Origin of the sequence: Streptomyces sp. NBC_00096, from assembly GCF_045041305.1 — a bacterium.
Classification (GTDB): Bacteria; Actinomycetota; Actinomycetes; order Streptomycetales; family Streptomycetaceae; genus Streptomyces.
Genome location: NZ_CP108221.1, coordinates 3,212,443 through 3,228,576, shown reverse-complemented (window position 1 = coordinate 3,228,576; position 16,134 = coordinate 3,212,443). Strand labels below are relative to the sequence as shown.

General features: G+C 71.3%; 14 protein-coding genes. 9 read left to right on the top strand and 5 right to left on the bottom strand.

From position 1 onward, the window contains the following. Positions 1–138: 138 nt before the first annotated feature. The gene (locus OG904_RS14070) at positions 139–612 is read left to right on the top strand and encodes an ATP-binding protein (RefSeq protein ID WP_405490805.1); all 474 of its coding nucleotides are present in this window, start codon (positions 139–141) and stop codon (positions 610–612) included. A 133-nt stretch (positions 613–745) separates the two neighbouring features. Here the strand turns inward: OG904_RS14070 and OG904_RS14065 are convergent, their stop codons facing one another. Then, positions 746–2,212, bottom strand: a complete 1,467-nt coding sequence (locus OG904_RS14065) for an aminopeptidase P family protein (protein WP_405490803.1) — start codon at positions 2,210–2,212, stop codon at positions 746–748. A gap of 170 nt (positions 2,213–2,382) precedes the next feature. Further along, positions 2,383–3,966 (bottom strand): PP2C family protein-serine/threonine phosphatase, encoded by a 1,584-nt coding sequence (locus tag OG904_RS14060; RefSeq protein WP_405490801.1) that lies wholly within the window; start codon positions 3,964–3,966, stop codon positions 2,383–2,385. Positions 3,967–4,373: 407 nt separating this feature from the next. Between OG904_RS14060 and OG904_RS14055 the strand changes: the two genes are divergently transcribed. Both OG904_RS14055 and OG904_RS14050 read left to right on the top strand, forming a co-directional pair. After that, entirely contained in the window at positions 4,374–5,072 is a 699-nt protein-coding gene (locus OG904_RS14055) for a bifunctional DNA primase/polymerase (protein WP_405490799.1), read from the top strand. A gap of 176 nt (positions 5,073–5,248) precedes the next feature. Then, the gene (locus tag OG904_RS14050; RefSeq protein ID WP_405490797.1) at positions 5,249–5,917 is read left to right on the top strand and encodes a hypothetical protein; all 669 of its coding nucleotides are present in this window, start codon (positions 5,249–5,251) and stop codon (positions 5,915–5,917) included. A 220-nt stretch (positions 5,918–6,137) separates the two neighbouring features. Here OG904_RS14050 and OG904_RS14045 read toward each other — a convergent pair whose 3' ends face one another. From OG904_RS14045 to OG904_RS14035, 3 genes are all read right to left on the bottom strand, one after another. After that, complete coding sequence (locus OG904_RS14045; protein ID WP_405490795.1) at positions 6,138–7,112, bottom strand: DUF5926 family protein; 975 nt, start codon at positions 7,110–7,112, stop codon at positions 6,138–6,140. Positions 7,113–7,358: 246 nt separating this feature from the next. Continuing rightward, positions 7,359–7,865: an ATP-binding protein gene (locus OG904_RS14040; protein ID WP_405498003.1), complete on the bottom strand. Its 507-nt coding sequence runs from the start codon at positions 7,863–7,865 to the stop codon at positions 7,359–7,361. 180 nt (positions 7,866–8,045) lie between these two features. Then, positions 8,046–8,846 (bottom strand): glycerophosphodiester phosphodiesterase, encoded by an 801-nt coding sequence (locus OG904_RS14035; protein WP_405490793.1) that lies wholly within the window; start codon positions 8,844–8,846, stop codon positions 8,046–8,048. Positions 8,847–9,082: 236 nt separating this feature from the next. Here OG904_RS14035 and OG904_RS14030 point away from each other — a divergent pair, with 236 nt between their 5' ends. The 6 genes from OG904_RS14030 (at position 9,083) to OG904_RS14005 (ending at position 16,094) form a co-directional block, all read left to right on the top strand. Further along, entirely contained in the window at positions 9,083–10,597 is a 1,515-nt protein-coding gene (locus OG904_RS14030) for a S1C family serine protease (protein WP_405490791.1), read from the top strand. Positions 10,598–10,676: 79 nt separating this feature from the next. Then, positions 10,677–11,582: a LysR substrate-binding domain-containing protein gene (locus OG904_RS14025; RefSeq protein ID WP_405490789.1), complete on the top strand. Its 906-nt coding sequence runs from the start codon at positions 10,677–10,679 to the stop codon at positions 11,580–11,582. Positions 11,583–11,715: 133 nt separating this feature from the next. Beyond that, positions 11,716–12,270 carry a cysteine dioxygenase gene (locus OG904_RS14020; RefSeq protein ID WP_405490787.1) on the top strand — a complete coding sequence of 185 codons (555 nt, stop codon included), beginning with the start codon at positions 11,716–11,718 and terminating at the stop codon, positions 12,268–12,270. Beyond that, complete coding sequence (locus OG904_RS14015) at positions 12,270–13,328, top strand: YeiH family protein (RefSeq protein ID WP_405490785.1); 1,059 nt, start codon at positions 12,270–12,272, stop codon at positions 13,326–13,328. Before OG904_RS14020 ends, OG904_RS14015 begins: the two co-directional genes overlap by 1 nt. Before the next feature lie 120 nt (positions 13,329–13,448). Then, entirely contained in the window at positions 13,449–14,852 is a 1,404-nt protein-coding gene (locus OG904_RS14010; RefSeq protein ID WP_405490783.1) for an IS1380 family transposase, read from the top strand. Positions 14,853–15,128: 276 nt separating this feature from the next. Continuing rightward, positions 15,129–16,094, top strand: coding sequence for a trypsin-like serine peptidase (locus OG904_RS14005; protein WP_405490781.1), 966 nt, complete (start codon positions 15,129–15,131; stop codon positions 16,092–16,094). The last annotated feature ends 40 nt before the right edge of the window (positions 16,095–16,134 follow it).

Here is a 16,134-nt window from a genome sequence, read left to right as displayed (position 1 = left end):
TTCCCGCGCACGGACTGCCCGCCCGCGGCACCCGTACGGCCGCATACACCCCCGCCCGGGAGTGTCACATCGGCCGAATGAGGGCTCTGTGCGCCCTCGGGGGCTTACTCACCGCCATGAGCGGCAATAGGTAACCGTATGAGCATCTGGTGGTCTCTCCACTTGAGGCGCGAAGCAGCGAGTGTGCCCCTGGCCAGGCGGCTGCTGCTGGGAACGATGGAGACCGCGGGGGTGGACCCGGACATCTCCTTCGATCTGTCGGTGGCGCTGAGCGAGGCGTGCGCGAACGCGGTGGAACACGGTGGCTGCGAGGCCCTCCCCCGCGGCGGAGTCCCGGACGGAAGACCTCCGGAAGGGACCGGGGCGTACCACGTCACGGCCTATCTGGACGGTGACCGCTGCCGCATCGAGGTGAGCGATTCGGGTCCCGGGTTCCCGCCCGCGACGGTGGCCCGCCGCAGACCGTCCCTGGCCGAGCACGGCCGGGGCCTGCACCTGATCGAGGAGCTCGCCGACCACGTCCGCTTCCGCAACCGGCCGGGCCGCGGCGCGGTGGTCAGCTTCGACAAGATGCTGAAGTGGCGGGACGACTCGCTCCTGAAGGTCTCCTAGACGCGCCGATGGGCGGAACCCCTCGAGGGGTTCCGCCCATCGGCGTTGGCGTCCGTTGGCGTCCGTTGGCGTCCGTTGGCGTCCGTTGGGGTGCCTTGGCGTGCGTCAGCGAGCGCTGGCCTGAGCCGGGCCGTCAGCCCTTGAGGCGCGCCATCCACGCCTCGACGTCGTCCGAGGTGCGGGGCAGCCCGTCCGACAGGTTCCGGTTGCCGTCCTCGGTGACCAGGATGTCGTCCTCGATCCGGACGCCGATGCCGCGGTACTCCTGCGGCACGGTCAGGTCGTCGGCCTGGAAGTACAGACCGGGCTCGACGGTGAGGCACATGCCCGGCTCCAGCGTGCCGTCGACGTACGCCTCGGTGCGCGCGGCGGCGCAGTCGTGGACGTCCATGCCGAGCATGTGGCCGGTGCCGTGCAGGGTCCAGCGGCGCTGCAGGCCGAGCTCCAGTACGCGCTCGACCGGGCCCTCCAGCAGGCCCCACTCGACGAGCTTCTCGGCGAGCACGTGCTGCGAGGCGTCGTGGAAGTCGCGGAACTTCGCGCCCGGCTTGACGGCGGCGATGCCGGCTTCCTGGGACTCGTACACCGCGTCGTAGATCTTGCGCTGGATGTCGGTGTACGTGCCGCTGATCGGCAGCGTGCGCGTGACGTCGGCGGTGTAGAGGGAGTGGGTCTCCACACCGGCGTCCAGCAGCAGCAGGTCGCCGGAACGGACGTCGCCGTCGTTGCGGACCCAGTGCAGGGTGCAGGCGTGCGGGCCGGCGGCGCAGATGGAGCCGTAGCCGACGTCGTTGCCCTCGACGCGGGCGCGCAGGAAGAAAGTGCCCTCGATGTAGCGCTCGGAGGTGGCCTCGGCCTTGTCGAGCACCTTCACGACGTCCTCGAAGCCGCGGACGGTGGAGTCGACGGCCTTCTGCAGCTCGCCGATCTCGAACGCGTCCTTCACGGCGCGGGCCTCGGAGAGGTAGACGCGCAGTTCCTCGTCGCGCTCCTTGGTGACCTTGTCGGTCAGGGCGGTCTCGATGACGGAGTCGTGACCACGGACGTGACGGACCGGGCCCTCGGCCTCGGCCAGCTCCTCGGCGAGCTTGCGCACGTCCTTGGCGGGCAGGCCCAGCAGCTGCTCGGCCTCGGCGAGGGAGTGGCGGCGGCCGACCCACAGCTCGCCGCTGCCGGAGAGCCAGAACTCGCCGTTCTCGCGGTCGGAGCGGGGCAGCAGGTAGACGCTGGCGGTGTGGCCGGTCTCCCCCGCGGGCTCCAGGACCAGGACGCCGTTCTCGGTCTGGTCACCGGTGAGGTAGGCGTACTCGGTCGAGGCGCGGAAGGGGTACTCCGTGTCGTTCGAGCGGGTCTTCAGCCGGCCGGCGGGCACGACGAGGCGCTCGCCAGGGAAGTGCCTGGACAGCGCGGAGCGGCGGGCGGCGGTGTGCGCGGCCTGGGCGATCGGCTCCAGTCCGTGCAGCTCGGTGTCGGCCCAGCCGGTGCGCATGCTCTGCGCGAGCTCCTCGCTGACACCCGGGTACAGCCCGTTCTTGCGCTGCTTGTGCTTCTTCTTGGGCTGCTCTTCTTCCGGGGTCTCCGGGGTGAGCTCGTCAGCCACGTCTTCTCCTCAGTACGACGGACACGGACCGGGTATGGACCTCATCCATCGTATGTGTGAGCGGACGTCCCCCGGCGGGTCGTGTGACAAATACGCCAAACCGGGTCACCCGGCCCGTGTCATTCGGCCCGCGCCGTGACTCGCCCCGCGCCGTCACTCGCCCCGCGCCGTCATTCGAACCGTGCCGCGAGCAGCACGATGTCCTCGGAGGCGTCCGCGGGCGAGGCCGAAGCGGCCCCGTCGCCCTCGGGCAGCACCGTCCGCAGGATGTGGTCGCAGATGGCGGCCGGGTCCTCGCGGGCGCTACGGGGGACTCCCGCGGCGGCGGCGTGCAGCCGCGCGTACGCCCGGTCCATCGGGTCCCCGGTCCGCCTGAGCAGGCCGTCCGTGTAGAGCAGCACCGTTTCTCCGGGTGCGGGCTCGATCTCCACGCTCGGCGCCTCCCAGCAGGACAGCATTCCCAGCGGCGCGGAGAGGGTGGTCTCCACGTACTCGGTGCGCCGCTCCCCGATCAGCAGCGGCGGGGTGTGCCCCGCCCCGGCCAGGATGATCTTCCGCCCCGGGCCGCCCGAGCCCCCGACGGGCTCGCAGTAGGCGAAGAGCGCGGTCGCCGAGCGCGCGGGCTCGGTCAGGCGCAGCAGCAGCTCCAGGTCGGACAGGACGGCGACGGGGTCCTCGCCCTCCATGACGGCGTACGCGCGCAGCGAGGCCCGCAGCCGGCCCATCGCGGCGACGGCGCTGGGGCCGGAGCCGGTGACGGAGCCGACGGCCAGCCCGAGGGCGCCCTCGGGCAGCGGCAGCGCGTCGTACCAGTCGCCGCCGCCGTGCGGGCCGGTGTGGTGCCGGGCGGCGAGCTGGACCCCGGGGATCCGGGGAAGCCGGCTGGGCAGCAGTTCCTCGGCGACGGTGGCCAGGCTGGAGCGTGAGCGCTCCACCTCCAGCATCCGGGCCAGGTGCTCGGCGGCGTGCCGGACGTACAGCCCGGCCAGGTCGCGCTGGCGGTCGCTGGGCTCGGCCTGCTCGTCGTAGAGCCAGACGGCCGCGCCGAGCCTGCCGGTGGCCTCCGCGGTCAGCGGCAGCGCGTAGCTGGCGGCGTAGCCGAGCCGGGCGGCGACCTCCCGGTGACGGGGGTCCACGGGAGTGGCGTACCCGGCGGTGCCGGCGGGGGTGCCGGGTTCGGGGAGGACCTCGGAGCCGCCGTGGGCGTCGGGCAGTCCGTCGAGGATGCGGCCGTACGAGGTGGCGCTGCGCGGCACCGTCTCGATGTGGCCCAGGTCGGCGTGGCCGAGGCCGAGGCCGATCGTGGTGGTGGGACCGAGCCCGTCGGAGGGCTCCAGGACGATCAGGCCGCGCCGTGCGCCGACGAGGGCCGCTCCGGCGCGCAGGAATTCCTGGAGGGAGGAGGTCAGGTCACTGGCGCGGGCGAGCCGCTCGGTGAGTTCGTGGAGGGTCGTGAGGTCGGAGACCATGCCCGCGAGGCGGTCCTGGATGACCGAGCTCGCGGCGGGGGCCTGCGCCGGAGCGTGGGCCGGGCGTGCGGGTGTGGCCGTGGGCACCGTTGTGGGCGCCACAGTGTGCGGGGACGCTGTGACAGCTGGATCGATTCCAGCCACTTTCGGCAGATGCGGGGCGCTCATGGCGTCCGCCTTTCCAGCTGGTGCGATTCGCCATATAGCATCGCAAACCCCCAGATCGTGCTGCGCCGCTATCAATGAATCCACATCTACACGCACACGAGGAGCGATGTCCAGCATTGCCCAGGTGGGAATCCTGGTGTCCGTGGGACGGCAACTCACTGTCCGGTCAGGGCTAGAACTTGGCCGGAAAAAGCGGGAAGCGGACGGTTTTTGCGGTCGACTGGGCGAGTCCAGCAGCCGGTCCGGGTACGTAATCGGTTGCACCCGGGGACAGTTGGGGCAGCCCGGCGCCCGTCGGGAACCGCCCGGCACGGCCCGTCGTCCCCATCGACGACAGCCGTCCCCCTCGCGGTCCCGGGTCGCGTACCGCCCTCGCCGGACGTTTCATGGACCCGTAAGAAAACTGCACGAACCGTGTGAACCTGCTTCAGGCGGACAGTGACGCGAAACGTGTACGTGTGGTGAAACACCGCTTACATGGTGTGATGTGGCCCTCGGCGTTCAACGGAAAGGAACGAGCGCTCATGCGCGAGATCCTCGGAAGGCGTCTCCAGCGGCTCCGCAATCGCTTGCAATCCCTGCGCCCCGCCCCGCCGCAGGGCGACGCGCAGGCTCTCCTCGACGCGGCCCTCACCTGCGCGACCACCTGGGGCTGGCCCGTTCTGCCGGGTGTCGGGCGCTCCCACGCCGACAGTGCCCGGTGCGCCTGCCCCGACCCCGACTGCGTCGTACCCGGCGCGCACCCCTTCGACCCAGGGCTGCTCGCGGCCACCACCGACCCGCGGATGGTGGCCTGGTGGTGGACCAACCGGGCGGCGGCCCCGGTGCTGCTGGCCACCGGCGGGACCGCGCCCTGCGCGGTGAGCCTGCCCGCCGCGGCGGCCGCGCGTGCCGTCGTACGGCTGGACGCGCAGGGGCTACGGCTCGGGCCGGTCGTGGCCACGCCCACGCGGTGGTCGCTGCTGGTGGCGCCGTACTCGCTGGAGCGGCTCGGCGAACTCCTCTACGCCAAGGACCACGTGCCCTCCTCGCTGCGGTTCCACGGCGAGGGCGGGTACTTGCTGCTGCCGCCCTCCGCCGCGATCGGCGGCGGTCACGTCCGCTGGGAGCGCGAGCCGGCGGCGACCGGGGAGGTCTGGCTGCCGGAGGTGGAGGCGGTCGTGGACGCATTGGTGGAGGCGAGCAGCGGGGCGTCCGGCGGCGGGAGCCGGCTCGCGTACTGAGGGTGCTGAGGGCTCTCGCGGGCGGTCTCACGCGCTGGGGGGCTCTCCCGTGCGGGGTCCGGTGCGGGGTCCGGTGCGCTGACAGATCACTCGTACGGGTGCCAGCAAGACGGGTTTCCAAGGGAATTGGGCGCGGGGATCTCCGCGCCCCATTCCCGCGTCGCTATGTTCGGCGAATGAATCTCCGCCTGATCGGTATCGGCGCCGGTGTGCTGATCATCTTGTCGCTCCCGCTGGCCGGAGCGATCGCCGGGCCGGATTTCGCCGGTCAGAGCGATGGAAAGGGCGGCGGGCTGCTCTCCACCTTGGGCCTCGGCCACTCGTCCGCCGGCTCTCCGCTCCCCTCGGGTTCCTCGGACTCTTCCGGGTCTTCGGACTCCTCCGGTTCCTCCGGTTCATCCGACTCCGCCGGTCCGGGAGGGAGTTCCGGCTCGGACGGGTCCCGTACGCCGGCATCCGCCGGGGAGTCCGCCCAGCGGGGTCCGGCCGAGCAGCCCCGTACGGACGCGCGCTGCGGGCCCGAACTGTCTTCCCCGCAAGGGGTGGAGGCGCAGACCTGCGTCCTGTCCGGCGAGGGCTGGACATGGGGGCGCAGCTACTACCGCAACACCAGCGGACGCGCGCTGGAAGCGGTGCTCACGGTGATGGGCCCGGCGGGCCGGACGGTGCAGATCCACTGCGCGGTCGGTGCGGGCGACGAGCCGGGATTGTGCGAGACGCCGGCGGACGCATCGGTCGGGAAGCCGGACGGATACTCGGCCGTAGCGGAATTTGCAGTTCCGGATGATGAAGGGGCGCTGCTCCTGCGGTCCGGGAGCAACTCACCGGCACCGGGTGACCGTTGAACGTCACCGGAAAAACAAGGGCCCGGTCGCTGGCGACGGGGGATGCACCAGCGACCGGGCTACAAGAACCGTAACAAGAGATCGCCTGTTCGCAAATTCGATCTCTGATATTCGGACACCGATTTGCAGGCGATTAGCGGGAGTTGTGACACCGGTCACCGATGACAGGTCACCGGTGACCCACCCCGGAGGGGCCCGCGAACGGGCCCCGGGGGTCGTGTCAGCTGAGCGTCACCTGGCGGTTGGTGAGACCGCCGCGGGCCCGGCGCTCCTCCGTGGTCAGCGGCGCGTCCGTTGCGAGCGCCGTGGCCAGCCGCTCCGCGAGCTCGGCGGCGGGCTTCTCCACGTCCTCCGCGGAGACCCCGGTGGGCAGGTCCCAGACGGGGACCATCAGGCCGTGCGCACGGAAGGAGCCGACGAGCTTGGTGCCCTCGCCGAGCGAGGAGGTACCCGCCGCGTGCAGCCGGGCGAGCGCGTCGAGCAGCTTCTCCTCGGGGTGCGGCATGACCCAGCGCAGGTGGTTCTTGTCCGGGGTCTCGCACCAGTAGGCGGCGTCCACGCCGGTCAGCTTGACGGTCGGGATGGCGGCCGCGTTGGCACGCTCCAGGGAGGCGGAGATCTCCGGCGAGGCGTTCTGGGCGCTCTCCGCGTCCGGAATCCAGAATTCGAACCCGCTGTGCACAACCGGCTCGAAACCGTCGTCGGCGGACAGGAGATCCTGAAGTCGGGGACCCTCGGCCGGAACCCGGCGGGCGGAGACGACGGTGCCCGGCTCGGCGGCGAGCGCACGCTCCAGGGTGTCGGCCATGTCCCGGGCGAGGTCACCGGTGGTCGAGTCGTTCTGCAGGCCGAGCAGGACGGAGCCGTCCTCGCGGCGCAGCGCCGGCGAGGCCAGCGGGAGTACGGTCACCAGCGTGACGGAGGGGACGCCCTCGGGCAGTCCGCCCTTGAGGGTGAGCGGGACGGTGGCGGCGGGGACGAGCTCGCGCAGCGCGACCCAGTCGCACTCGCCGGGCAGTCCTTCGAACGGGCGGGCCACGTGCTCGGTGACGGCGTGTGCCGCGGCCGCGCCGTGACAGGCCTTGTACCGGCGCCCGGAGCCGCAGGGGCAGGGCTCGCGAGCGCCCACCACCGGGATCTCCCCGCTGTTGAGCTGCGGCTTTGCGGACTTCGCGGCGGGGCGCTTCTTGGCCATCGTGGGTGTCTCCCGGTTGCGGCGGTACGGCGTCGGTCTGGGCGCGAGCCTAGCCGTTCGTGCCGCCACAACCGGTGGGGTGCGGCCGGGAGCACGGTCGGCGTGCGCTCCCGGACGGCCGCCATCTGTCTTCTCGCGGTCGGGGATCGTGGTCAGTGATCGAAGTGATCGAAGAGCAGTGATCGAAGACCAGTGATCGGGGACCAGTGATCAGTGATCGGCGATTTGGTGATCGGGGACGGACGATCAGGGATCCAGATCGTCGAAGGCCGTGCTGAAGTCGATCGCCGGGGGCGCGACGCGCGTAGCGAAATCCTCGTGCCGGGGCCCACAGGCCACGATCACCCAGACGGTGACCTCACCCGCCGCTCCGTCCCGGACACCCCAGTCCTGGGCCAGGGCGCTGATGATGTTCAGCCCCCGTCCGCCCCGCGCGGTGACCGAGGGCTTGGCCGGGATCGGGCGGGTCGGCCCGCCGCCGTCCGTGACCTCGACCGTCAGTCGCCCCGCCTTGTCGACGCGCCACGACGCGTGTATCCCGCCGTCGCCGAACTCCCGCGAGCCCAGTGGCCTGCCGTGTCGACAGGCGTTGCTGAGCAGTTCGGAAAGGATCAGTACTGCGTCATCCACGATCGATTCGGACACTCCGCTGACACGCAATTGCTCGCGCATCCGGTGCCTCGCCTCGCCCACGCCCGCAGGACCATGGGACACGTCCATGCACGACGACGTGGGCACTTCTTGTGCCACCATCAACGCCACCCCCGGAACCTCCTTAGCCCCACGCATGATCTGGATGCCCCAATGGCCTGGACCGGAAACCGCCGGAGCGGGGCCCTCTGACGCATTCATGACGACCGAACGCGGAGCGGATGCGCCGGTGCACACCCCGTAACGGATGATTCGCGTGTGACGGATGCGCAAAACGGGACGTCAGCGCCCCAGCTGTGACAGAACCTGTCGGGGTCTGTTCGTGATGATCGCTTCCACGCCCAGATCAGCGCAGAGCTGAACATCTTCCGGATCGTTCACGGTCCACACGTGTACGGAGTGCCCGGCGGCCTGAAGTTTGCGGATGAAGCCCGGGTGGCCGCGAACGATCCGCATCCCCGGCCCCGCGATCCGTACCCCGGCCGGCAGCCGACCGTCCCGCATCCGCGGCGAGATGAACTGCATCAGGTACACGGTCGGGATCGTCGGCGCGGCCGCCCGGATCCGGTGCAGGGAGCGCGCGGAGAAGCTCATCACCCGGACCGGGTGCGGTCCCTCGGCGGGCGGGGCGTCCAGTCCGAAGCGCTTGAGGAGGAAGAGGAGCCGGTCCTCCACCTGTCCGGCCCAGCGGGTCGGATGCTTCGTCTCGATCGCCAGCTGTACCGGCCGCCCGGCGTCCGCGACCAGCTCCAGCAGCCGCTCCAGGGTGAGCACGGAGGTCCGCTCGGGGTCCGCGTCCCAGTCGGGGGACTCCTCCCGGTCCTTCCACGACCCGAAGTCGAGGGCGGCGAGATCGGCGAGCTCCAGGGCGGAGACGGCGCCGCGGCCGTTGGAGGTGCGGTTCACCCGCCGGTCGTGGACCAGGACCAGATGGCCGTCGGCCGTGAGCCGGACATCGCATTCGAGGGCGTCGGCACCGTCCTCGATGGCCTTGCGGTAGGCGGCCAGGGTGTGCTCGGGAGCATCCTCCGAGGCGCCTCGGTGGGCGACGACCTGGATGGGGCGCGGCGTTGCGTGGGTCACCGGCTCATGGTGCCACCGAGAGGGCTCCGGATGTCGGGGAGAGTCCTGTGCCCGCTTCTGGAGATGCGCCGGAAATGTCGCGGATAAAGGATGGGGGAGACTCACAGGTCCGGCTTACAGTGCTCTGACGGGTCATGGGAAAGGCTTTGCCCAGGAACTTGTACGGCACGTCGAACGTTCAGTCGGACCGATATCGCCCGTATTTCTGAAGCCGTGTGTGACGAGGAGAGAGCGCTGTGAGCACCGAGAACGAGGGCACCGCGGCCCCGACACCCCCCGCGGCTCCGCCCGTACCCCCGGTGGCCGCGCCAGTCGACGCCGCGCCGGCCGCGCCCGTGGAGCCGGCGACCCAGCAGCTGCCGCCGACACCGGCGCCCGGTGCCGAGCCGACCCAGCGGCTCCCCCAGACCCCGGCGGCCGGGCCCGCGGCTCCCGCTCCGGCCTACGCCGAGAACCCGGCCCCGCCGGTCACCCCGGCCTACTCCGACGGCCCCGCTCCCGGCCCGCAGGCGACGGGCGCCGAGGGCTGGCCTCCCGCGCCGCCCGCCGCACCCGCGTACGGGGCCGGCGGCGGCCAGGGTGATGGCGGCTGGGGCGTTCCCCTGGCCACCGGCGGCGCACCGCAGCCCAAGCCGAAGGGCAGGGGCGGCCTGATCGCGGGCGTCCTCGCGGCGGCGCTCCTCGCGGGCGGCGTCGGCGGCGGCGTCGGCTACTGGGCCGCGGACCGCAGTGGCCACGGCTCCGGCTCGACCACGGTCAGCGCCGGCAACACCCCCAAGGACCTCAAGCGGGACTCGGGCTCCGTGGCGGGCCTGGCCGCCGGAGCGCTGCCCAGCGTCGTCACCATCGAGGCCTCGGCCGGCGACGGCGAGGGCGGCACCGGCACCGGCTTCGTCTACGACCAGCAGGGCCACATCCTCACCAACAACCACGTGGTCGCCTCCGCGGCCAACGGTGGCAAGCTCACCGCGACGTTCTCCGACGGCAAGAAGTACGAGGCCGAGGTCATCGGCCGCGCCCAGGGATACGACGTCGCCGTCCTCAAGCTGAAGAACCCGCCGTCGGGCCTCAAGCCGCTGCCGCTCGGCGACTCGGACAAGGTCGCCGTCGGCGACTCGACCATCGCGATCGGCGCCCCGTTCGGCCTGTCCAACACGGTCACCACCGGCATCGTCAGCGCCAAGAACCGCCCGGTCGCCTCCGGTGACGGCTCCGGCGCCAAGAATTCGTACATGAGCGCGCTGCAGACGGACGCCTCGATCAACCCCGGCAACTCCGGCGGCCCGCTGCTCGACGGCCGTGGCGCCGTGATCGGCATCAACTCCGCGATCCAGTCGGCGGGCAACGGCGGCTTCGGCGGCGGCCAGGCCGGCTCCATCGGCCTCGGTTTCGCCATCCCGATCAACCAGGCGAAGAACGTCGCCGAGTCGCTGATCAAGACCGGCAAGCCGGTCTACCCGGTGATCTCGGTCTCGGTGGACCTCGCGGCCAAGACCGATGGCGCCAAGATCTCCGATTCGGGCGCATCGGCCAACGAGCTGGTCGACCCGAACGGTCCGGCGGGCAAGGCGGGCCTGAAGCCCGGTGACATCATCACCGAGTTCGGCGGCAAGCCGATCGACAGCGGCCCGACCCTCATCAGTGAGATCTGGACGTACAAGCCGGGTGACACGGTGAAGCTGACCTACCTGCGCGGTGGCAAGCCCACCACGGTGGACATCACGCTCGGCTCGCGGGTCGGCGACAAGTAGACCCGGCTGGCCTGATGGTGAGGGGCCGTAGGCGCGAATGTGCCTGCGGCCCCTCCCAACGTCCGCTTATGCTTCAGGCGTGTTCGATTCGCGGCACATACGGACGTTCCACGAGGTGGTCGCCTCGGGGTCCTACTCGGCCGCCGCCCGTGTCCTGGGGTACACCCAGCCCGCGATCACCCAGCAGATGAAGGCGCTCGAACGCGCCGTCGGCACACCGCTGTTCACCCGTGTCGGGCGCCGGATGCAGCTCACCGAGGCCGGGGAATCCATGGCCCGGCACGCCGAGTCCATCCTCGGCAGTCTCTCCGCCGCGGAAACCCAGCTGAAGGCGTACGCCCGGCTGCGCACCGGCCGCGTCCGACTGTGCGGCTTCCCCAGCGCCAACGTCACCCTCGTCCCGGAAGCCCTGAGCTCCCTGGCCAAGGAACACCCGGGCATCCAGGTCGAGTTGCTGGAGGGCGAGCCTCCGGACTCCCTGCGCCGCCTGGAGCGGGGCGAGTGCGACATCACCCTGGCCTTCACCTATCCCGGCCTGCACGAGGAGGTTCCGGAGGAGGTCGCCGAGGTCAGGCTGATGGAGGACCAGCTGACGGTCCTGCTGCCGACCGGACACCCGCTGGCCCGCCGGCGGGCCGTGCACCTCGCGGACCTCTCCGAGGAGCGGTGGATCGCGGGCTGCCCGCGCTGCCGGGCGAACCTCCTGCACGAATGCGCGGGGCTGGGCTTCGTCCCCGACATCCGGTTCGCCACCGATGACAACCTGGTGGTGCAGAGCCTGGTCGCCCAGGGCCTGGGTGTGGCCATGATGCCCGCACTGGTGCTGCCCTCCCTCTCGCTGAGCAAGGTGTGCGGGCGGGCCCTGCAGCCGGCCGCCCGCCGCCACATCGCCGCGCACGTGTACCGCGACCATCTGCGGGTCCCGGCGACAGCGGTGGTGCTGGAAGCCCTGAAGCAGGCGGCCTCGAACCGGGTCGGCTGCTGAGCCGCTCCGGCAGAGACCGTCCGCCCGCCGGCCTTGCGCACCCGGCTCGCACCGCCAATCCATAAGCGGGGCTTGGGATTTCAGCTCAGAACTGTCGTTGGACGTGATGGGTGGGCTCCTCGACGCTCCCCCTATGACCACCACCACGCCGGCCCGCACGACCGCGAGGACGGCCGCCCTCGTCAGTGAGATACGTACGGTCGTGGACCGGGGGCTGGCCCCCGATCTGACCGCCTACCTGGTCGGTGAACGCCTCGCCCCGCATCTGGGGGCACCCGGTCTGCTCGCCGCGGAGCAGCGTGCGGGGCACCCCGACCGCTACCGGCAGCACATCCTGCACGCGGAGCCGGACGGCAGTTTCTCCATCGTGGCGCTGGTGTGGCTGCCGGGTCAGGAGACCGCCATCCACGACCACGTCTCCTGGTGCGTGGCCGGGGTGCACGAGGGCGAGGAGAGCGAGCTCCGCTACCGACTGGCCCCCGCCACGGCGACCGAGGGTGCCCGGCTGGTGGCGACGGAGCATGTGGTCAACGGAGTCGGCGACGTCTGCGGCTTCGCCCCGCCCGGGGACATCCACAAGGTCCGCAACTCCTGTTCCACGAAGGCGATATCCCTTCATGTGTACGGAGCCGACGTCGTCCGCCTGGGCAGCAGTGTCCGCCGCGTCTACACGCTGCCGGCCGACTGATGGCCCTGCTGAACCGCCCGGTGAGCGGGGCGGCATCGCCGGGCCGGGCCGATGTTTCACGTGAAACATCGTCACCGTGGCCCGGGTTGGGCCTCGCGGCGGGTGGAGTACTCGTCGCCTGGTCGGTGCACCGGCTGGCGCCCTGGGCGCCGATGCTGACGGTGTCGGTGGTGCTCGGCATCACGGCGGCGCACCTCCCGGGCCTACGGGGCTTCGTACGGGGCCCCGCGCGCCCCGGCCTCTCCCTGGCCGGGCGGCGCCTGATGCGGATCGGCATCGTCCTGCTGGGCCTGGCGCTGGGCCTGGACCAGGTACTCCGGCTGGGCTGGGCCACGGTGGCGATGGTGACCGGGGTGGTGGCCGCCACCTTCTTCGGCACCCTCTGGCTCGGCCGCAGGCTCGGACTCCCCGGAGACCAGCCGCTGCTGATCGCCACCGGGTACTCGATCTGCGGGGCCTCGGCCATCGGCGCCGTCAGCCAGGTGTCCGGCAGCGACGAGGAGGACGTCGCCTCCTCGGTGGCCCTGGTCACCCTGTGCGGCACCCTGGCCATCGCCGTACTTCCGCTGCTCCAGGCGCCGCTGGGACTCTCCGATCCGGACTTCGGTCGCTGGGTGGGCGCGAGCGTCCACGACGTCGGCCAGGTGGTGGCCACGGCCCAGACGGCCGGTCCCGGAGCGCTCGGAGACGCGGTACTGGTCAAGCTGATGCGCGTGGCGATGCTGGCGCCGCTGGTGGCGGCGGTGGCCTTCTCGGCGCGGGCCCGCAAGCGCGGGGTGCGCACGCCCTCGGGCCGCCGGCCGGCCCCCGTGCCGCTGTTCGTCGCCGGGTTCCTCGCGGCGGCCGCGCTGCGCGCCACCGGGATACTGCCCGACACGGCCCTGGAAGGAGCGCACACCGCCCAGGAACTGCTGCTGGCGGCCGCCCTGTTCGGCCTGGGCAGCGCGGTTCACCTGCCCACCCTGTCCCGTACCGGCGGCCGGGCCGCACTGCTCGGCCTCGCGGCCTGGCTGGTGGTGGCCGGGGTCTCGTACGCGGGCGTCCTGCTCACCGCCTAGCCTCGGGCTTTCACTTGGGGTCCGTCCGGATCATGGGCGTGAACGCGAAAGTGCCTTCTGAGCTGGGACGATGAACCTTGTCGAGGGGTTCTGTCGGTCCAGGTGGAAGGCACTTTCTGCGTGCAGGGTATCGGTTCGCGCCCCAGGCTCCACGTCTCCGCTGACGGTGCGGGGGTGGTTGGTCACGCAGGAGCACGGCTACTGGCTGATCTTGCCGATGCCACCGGGCTGACCAGCGCGTACTCCACCGCGTTGGGACCGCTTCGGCCACGCGGCACTGGTCATGACCCGGGCCGGATCGCCACCGACCTCGCGGTGATGGTGGCTGATGGCGGCGAGGCCATCACGGATCTGGCCGTGCTGCGCGACCAGGGCGAGGTGTTCGGCCCGGTCGCCTCGACACCGACTGCCTGGCGGCTGCTGGCCGCCGTCGACGAACGCGTACTGGACCGTCTGCGCTCAGCCCGCGCTCAGGCCCGGGAAGTGGCCTGGCTGCAGGCATCCGAGACCCGCTCCGGCATACCGGCGGCGAAAGCCGGCGGACGGGAAGTGCCCGGCCTGGTCCTGGACATCGACGCCACGCTGATCACCTGCCATTCCGAGAAGGACCAGGCCGCACCCACCTACAAAGGCGGCTTCGGGTTCCACCCCCTGCTGTGTTTCCTGGCCAACACCGGCGAGGGCATGTCCGGGCGCCTTCGGCCCGGGAACGCCGGAGCCAATACCGCCGCGGATCACATCGCGGTGCTGGACGACGCTCTCGCACAGATCCCCGACGCCCACCGGCACGGCACCGACATCCTGGTCCGCACCGACAGCGCCGGATCCGCAAAGTCCTTCCTCACCCACGTCCGAAGCCTGCGAACACGGGGAATCCGCACCTTCTTCTCGGTCGGATACGCGGTCACAGCGCCGGTCCGCCGCGCGATCCGGGCCCTGCCCGAGCAGGTCTGGCACCCCGCCTTGGACCAGGACGGCACCCTCCGCGAGTCCGCAGAGGTCGCCGAGCTGACCGGCATGGCCGACCTTGCCGGCTACCCGGCCGGCACCCGCGTCATCGTCCGCCGCGAACGTCCCCACCCCGGAGCCCAGCTCTCGCTGTTCGACCAGGACGAGGACATGCGGCACCAGGTCTTTCTCACCGACACCCCATTCACCTCAGGCTCGGCCCAGTTCCTGGAGGTCCGCCACCGCGGACACGCCACCGTCGAGGACCACATCCGGTGCGGCAAGACCACCGGCTTCGGACGCTTCCCCTCCCGCCACTTCACGGTCAACGCCGCCTGGCTCGAACTCAGCCTCGCGGCGATCGACCTCCTCGCCTGGACCCGCGTCCTCCTGCTGGACGGCGAACTCGCGGCTGCCGAACCCAAGAAACTCCGCTACCGGCTCCTGCACGTCGCCGCCCGGATCACCCGGGGCGGCCGCCGCCTCCACCTTCGGATATCGGCGACCTGGCCCTGGCGACACGAACTCGCGGCCGCATTCCACCGCCTGGCCGCACTGCCCCGCCCCGCCAGCTGACCCGCAGTCCCCGCCCACCCTCTACTCAAGGACCTTGGAGAACCCGACCCCGCGTCGGGCCCTCACCATGTCCACCAACCGGCACGGCCTCAAACAACCTCGCTCAGCCGCCCAGCAGCCCCAACTGAAACGGCGAGGCTAGCCAGAGTTGGCCATTTCCTGGCCGGAACCGACCGAACGTTCCGACTGGTGCCTGACATCTCGTCCCCGGCATGCCACTCTGCCCCCGATCCGCACCGACAACTCTTCATCCGGACACGGCATAAGGAGTCAGGCGTGAATCGTCATCGGACAGCCATACCGGTCTTACTCGCGGCGGGTGCCCTGCTCGTGGGCGCCCTGACGGCGGCCTCCCCCTCGGTCGCGGCGGAGCGTCCCACCCAGGGCTTCTGGTCGGCCGAGCGGATGCGGGCCGCCACCCCGCTGGACATCACGGCCGCCCCGGGCACCGCCGCCCGCACGGCACCCACCACCGCACTCCACGCCACGACGATCGCACCGACGGCCCCGAGCGCGCTCGCCCTCGCCCCGTCCGTCGCCCCCGCGGCCGCACCCACGGCCTTCCCGCAGCCGGGCGGCCCCTGGACATCGGGCGGCGCGGTGGTGAAGACCTCGGGCCGGGTCTTCTTCACCTTCAATGGAAAGAACGCCTCCTGTTCCGGCGACTCGATCACCAGCGCCAACGGCAGCACGGTGATCACCGCCGGCCACTGCGTGAAGTACCAGGGCGCCTGGCACACCAACTGGATCTTCGTCCCCGGGTACGAGAACGGGAACGCGCCCTACGGGCAGTGGGCGGCCACCAAGACCTTCGCGACCGACCAGTGGGTGGCGAGCGAGGACATGAACATGGACGTCGGCCTCGCGGTCGTCGCCCCGATCGACGGCCGCACGCTCAGCCAGACCGTCGGAGCCCAGGGCATCGTGTTCAACGGTGGCTACAACAAGAAGATGTACGCCTTCGGCTTCCCGGCGGCCGCCCCGTACGACGGCACGAAGCTCGTCTACTGCAGCGGCAACACCGGCAAGGACTTCCTGCTGACCAAGGACCACAGCCTGCCGTGCAACATGACCGGCGGGTCCAGCGGCGGCCCCTGGTTCCAGGACTTCAACGAGGCGACCGGTCTGGGCACCCAGGTCTCCGTGAACAGCTTCGGCTACAACTTCCTGCCGAACCGGATGTTCGGCCCGTACTTCGGCAACGAAGCGAAGGCCGCCTACGACAAGGCCCAGACCGCCTGACCCGCCAGGAATCCCCAGCGCCGCACACCCCCACCGCCCG

Excerpts from the sequence above, each read along its gene's own strand:
- OG904_RS14070 (WP_405490805.1), top strand. The coding sequence starts at position 139 with ATGAGCATCTGGTGGTCTCTCCACTTGAGGCGCGAAGCAGCGAGTGTG.
- OG904_RS14060 (WP_405490801.1), bottom strand. The coding sequence starts at position 3,966 with ATGCTGGACATCGCTCCTCGTGTGCGTGTAGATGTGGATTCATTGATA.
- OG904_RS14055 (WP_405490799.1), top strand. The coding sequence starts at position 4,374 with ATGCGCGAGATCCTCGGAAGGCGTCTCCAGCGGCTCCGCAATCGCTTG.
- OG904_RS14050 (WP_405490797.1), top strand. The coding sequence starts at position 5,249 with ATGAATCTCCGCCTGATCGGTATCGGCGCCGGTGTGCTGATCATCTTG.
- OG904_RS14045 (WP_405490795.1), bottom strand. The coding sequence starts at position 7,112 with ATGGCCAAGAAGCGCCCCGCCGCGAAGTCCGCAAAGCCGCAGCTCAAC.
- OG904_RS14040 (WP_405498003.1), bottom strand. The coding sequence starts at position 7,865 with ATGGTGGCACAAGAAGTGCCCACGTCGTCGTGCATGGACGTGTCCCAT.
- OG904_RS14020 (WP_405490787.1), top strand. The coding sequence starts at position 11,716 with ATGACCACCACCACGCCGGCCCGCACGACCGCGAGGACGGCCGCCCTC.
- OG904_RS14015 (WP_405490785.1), top strand. The coding sequence starts at position 12,270 with ATGGCCCTGCTGAACCGCCCGGTGAGCGGGGCGGCATCGCCGGGCCGG.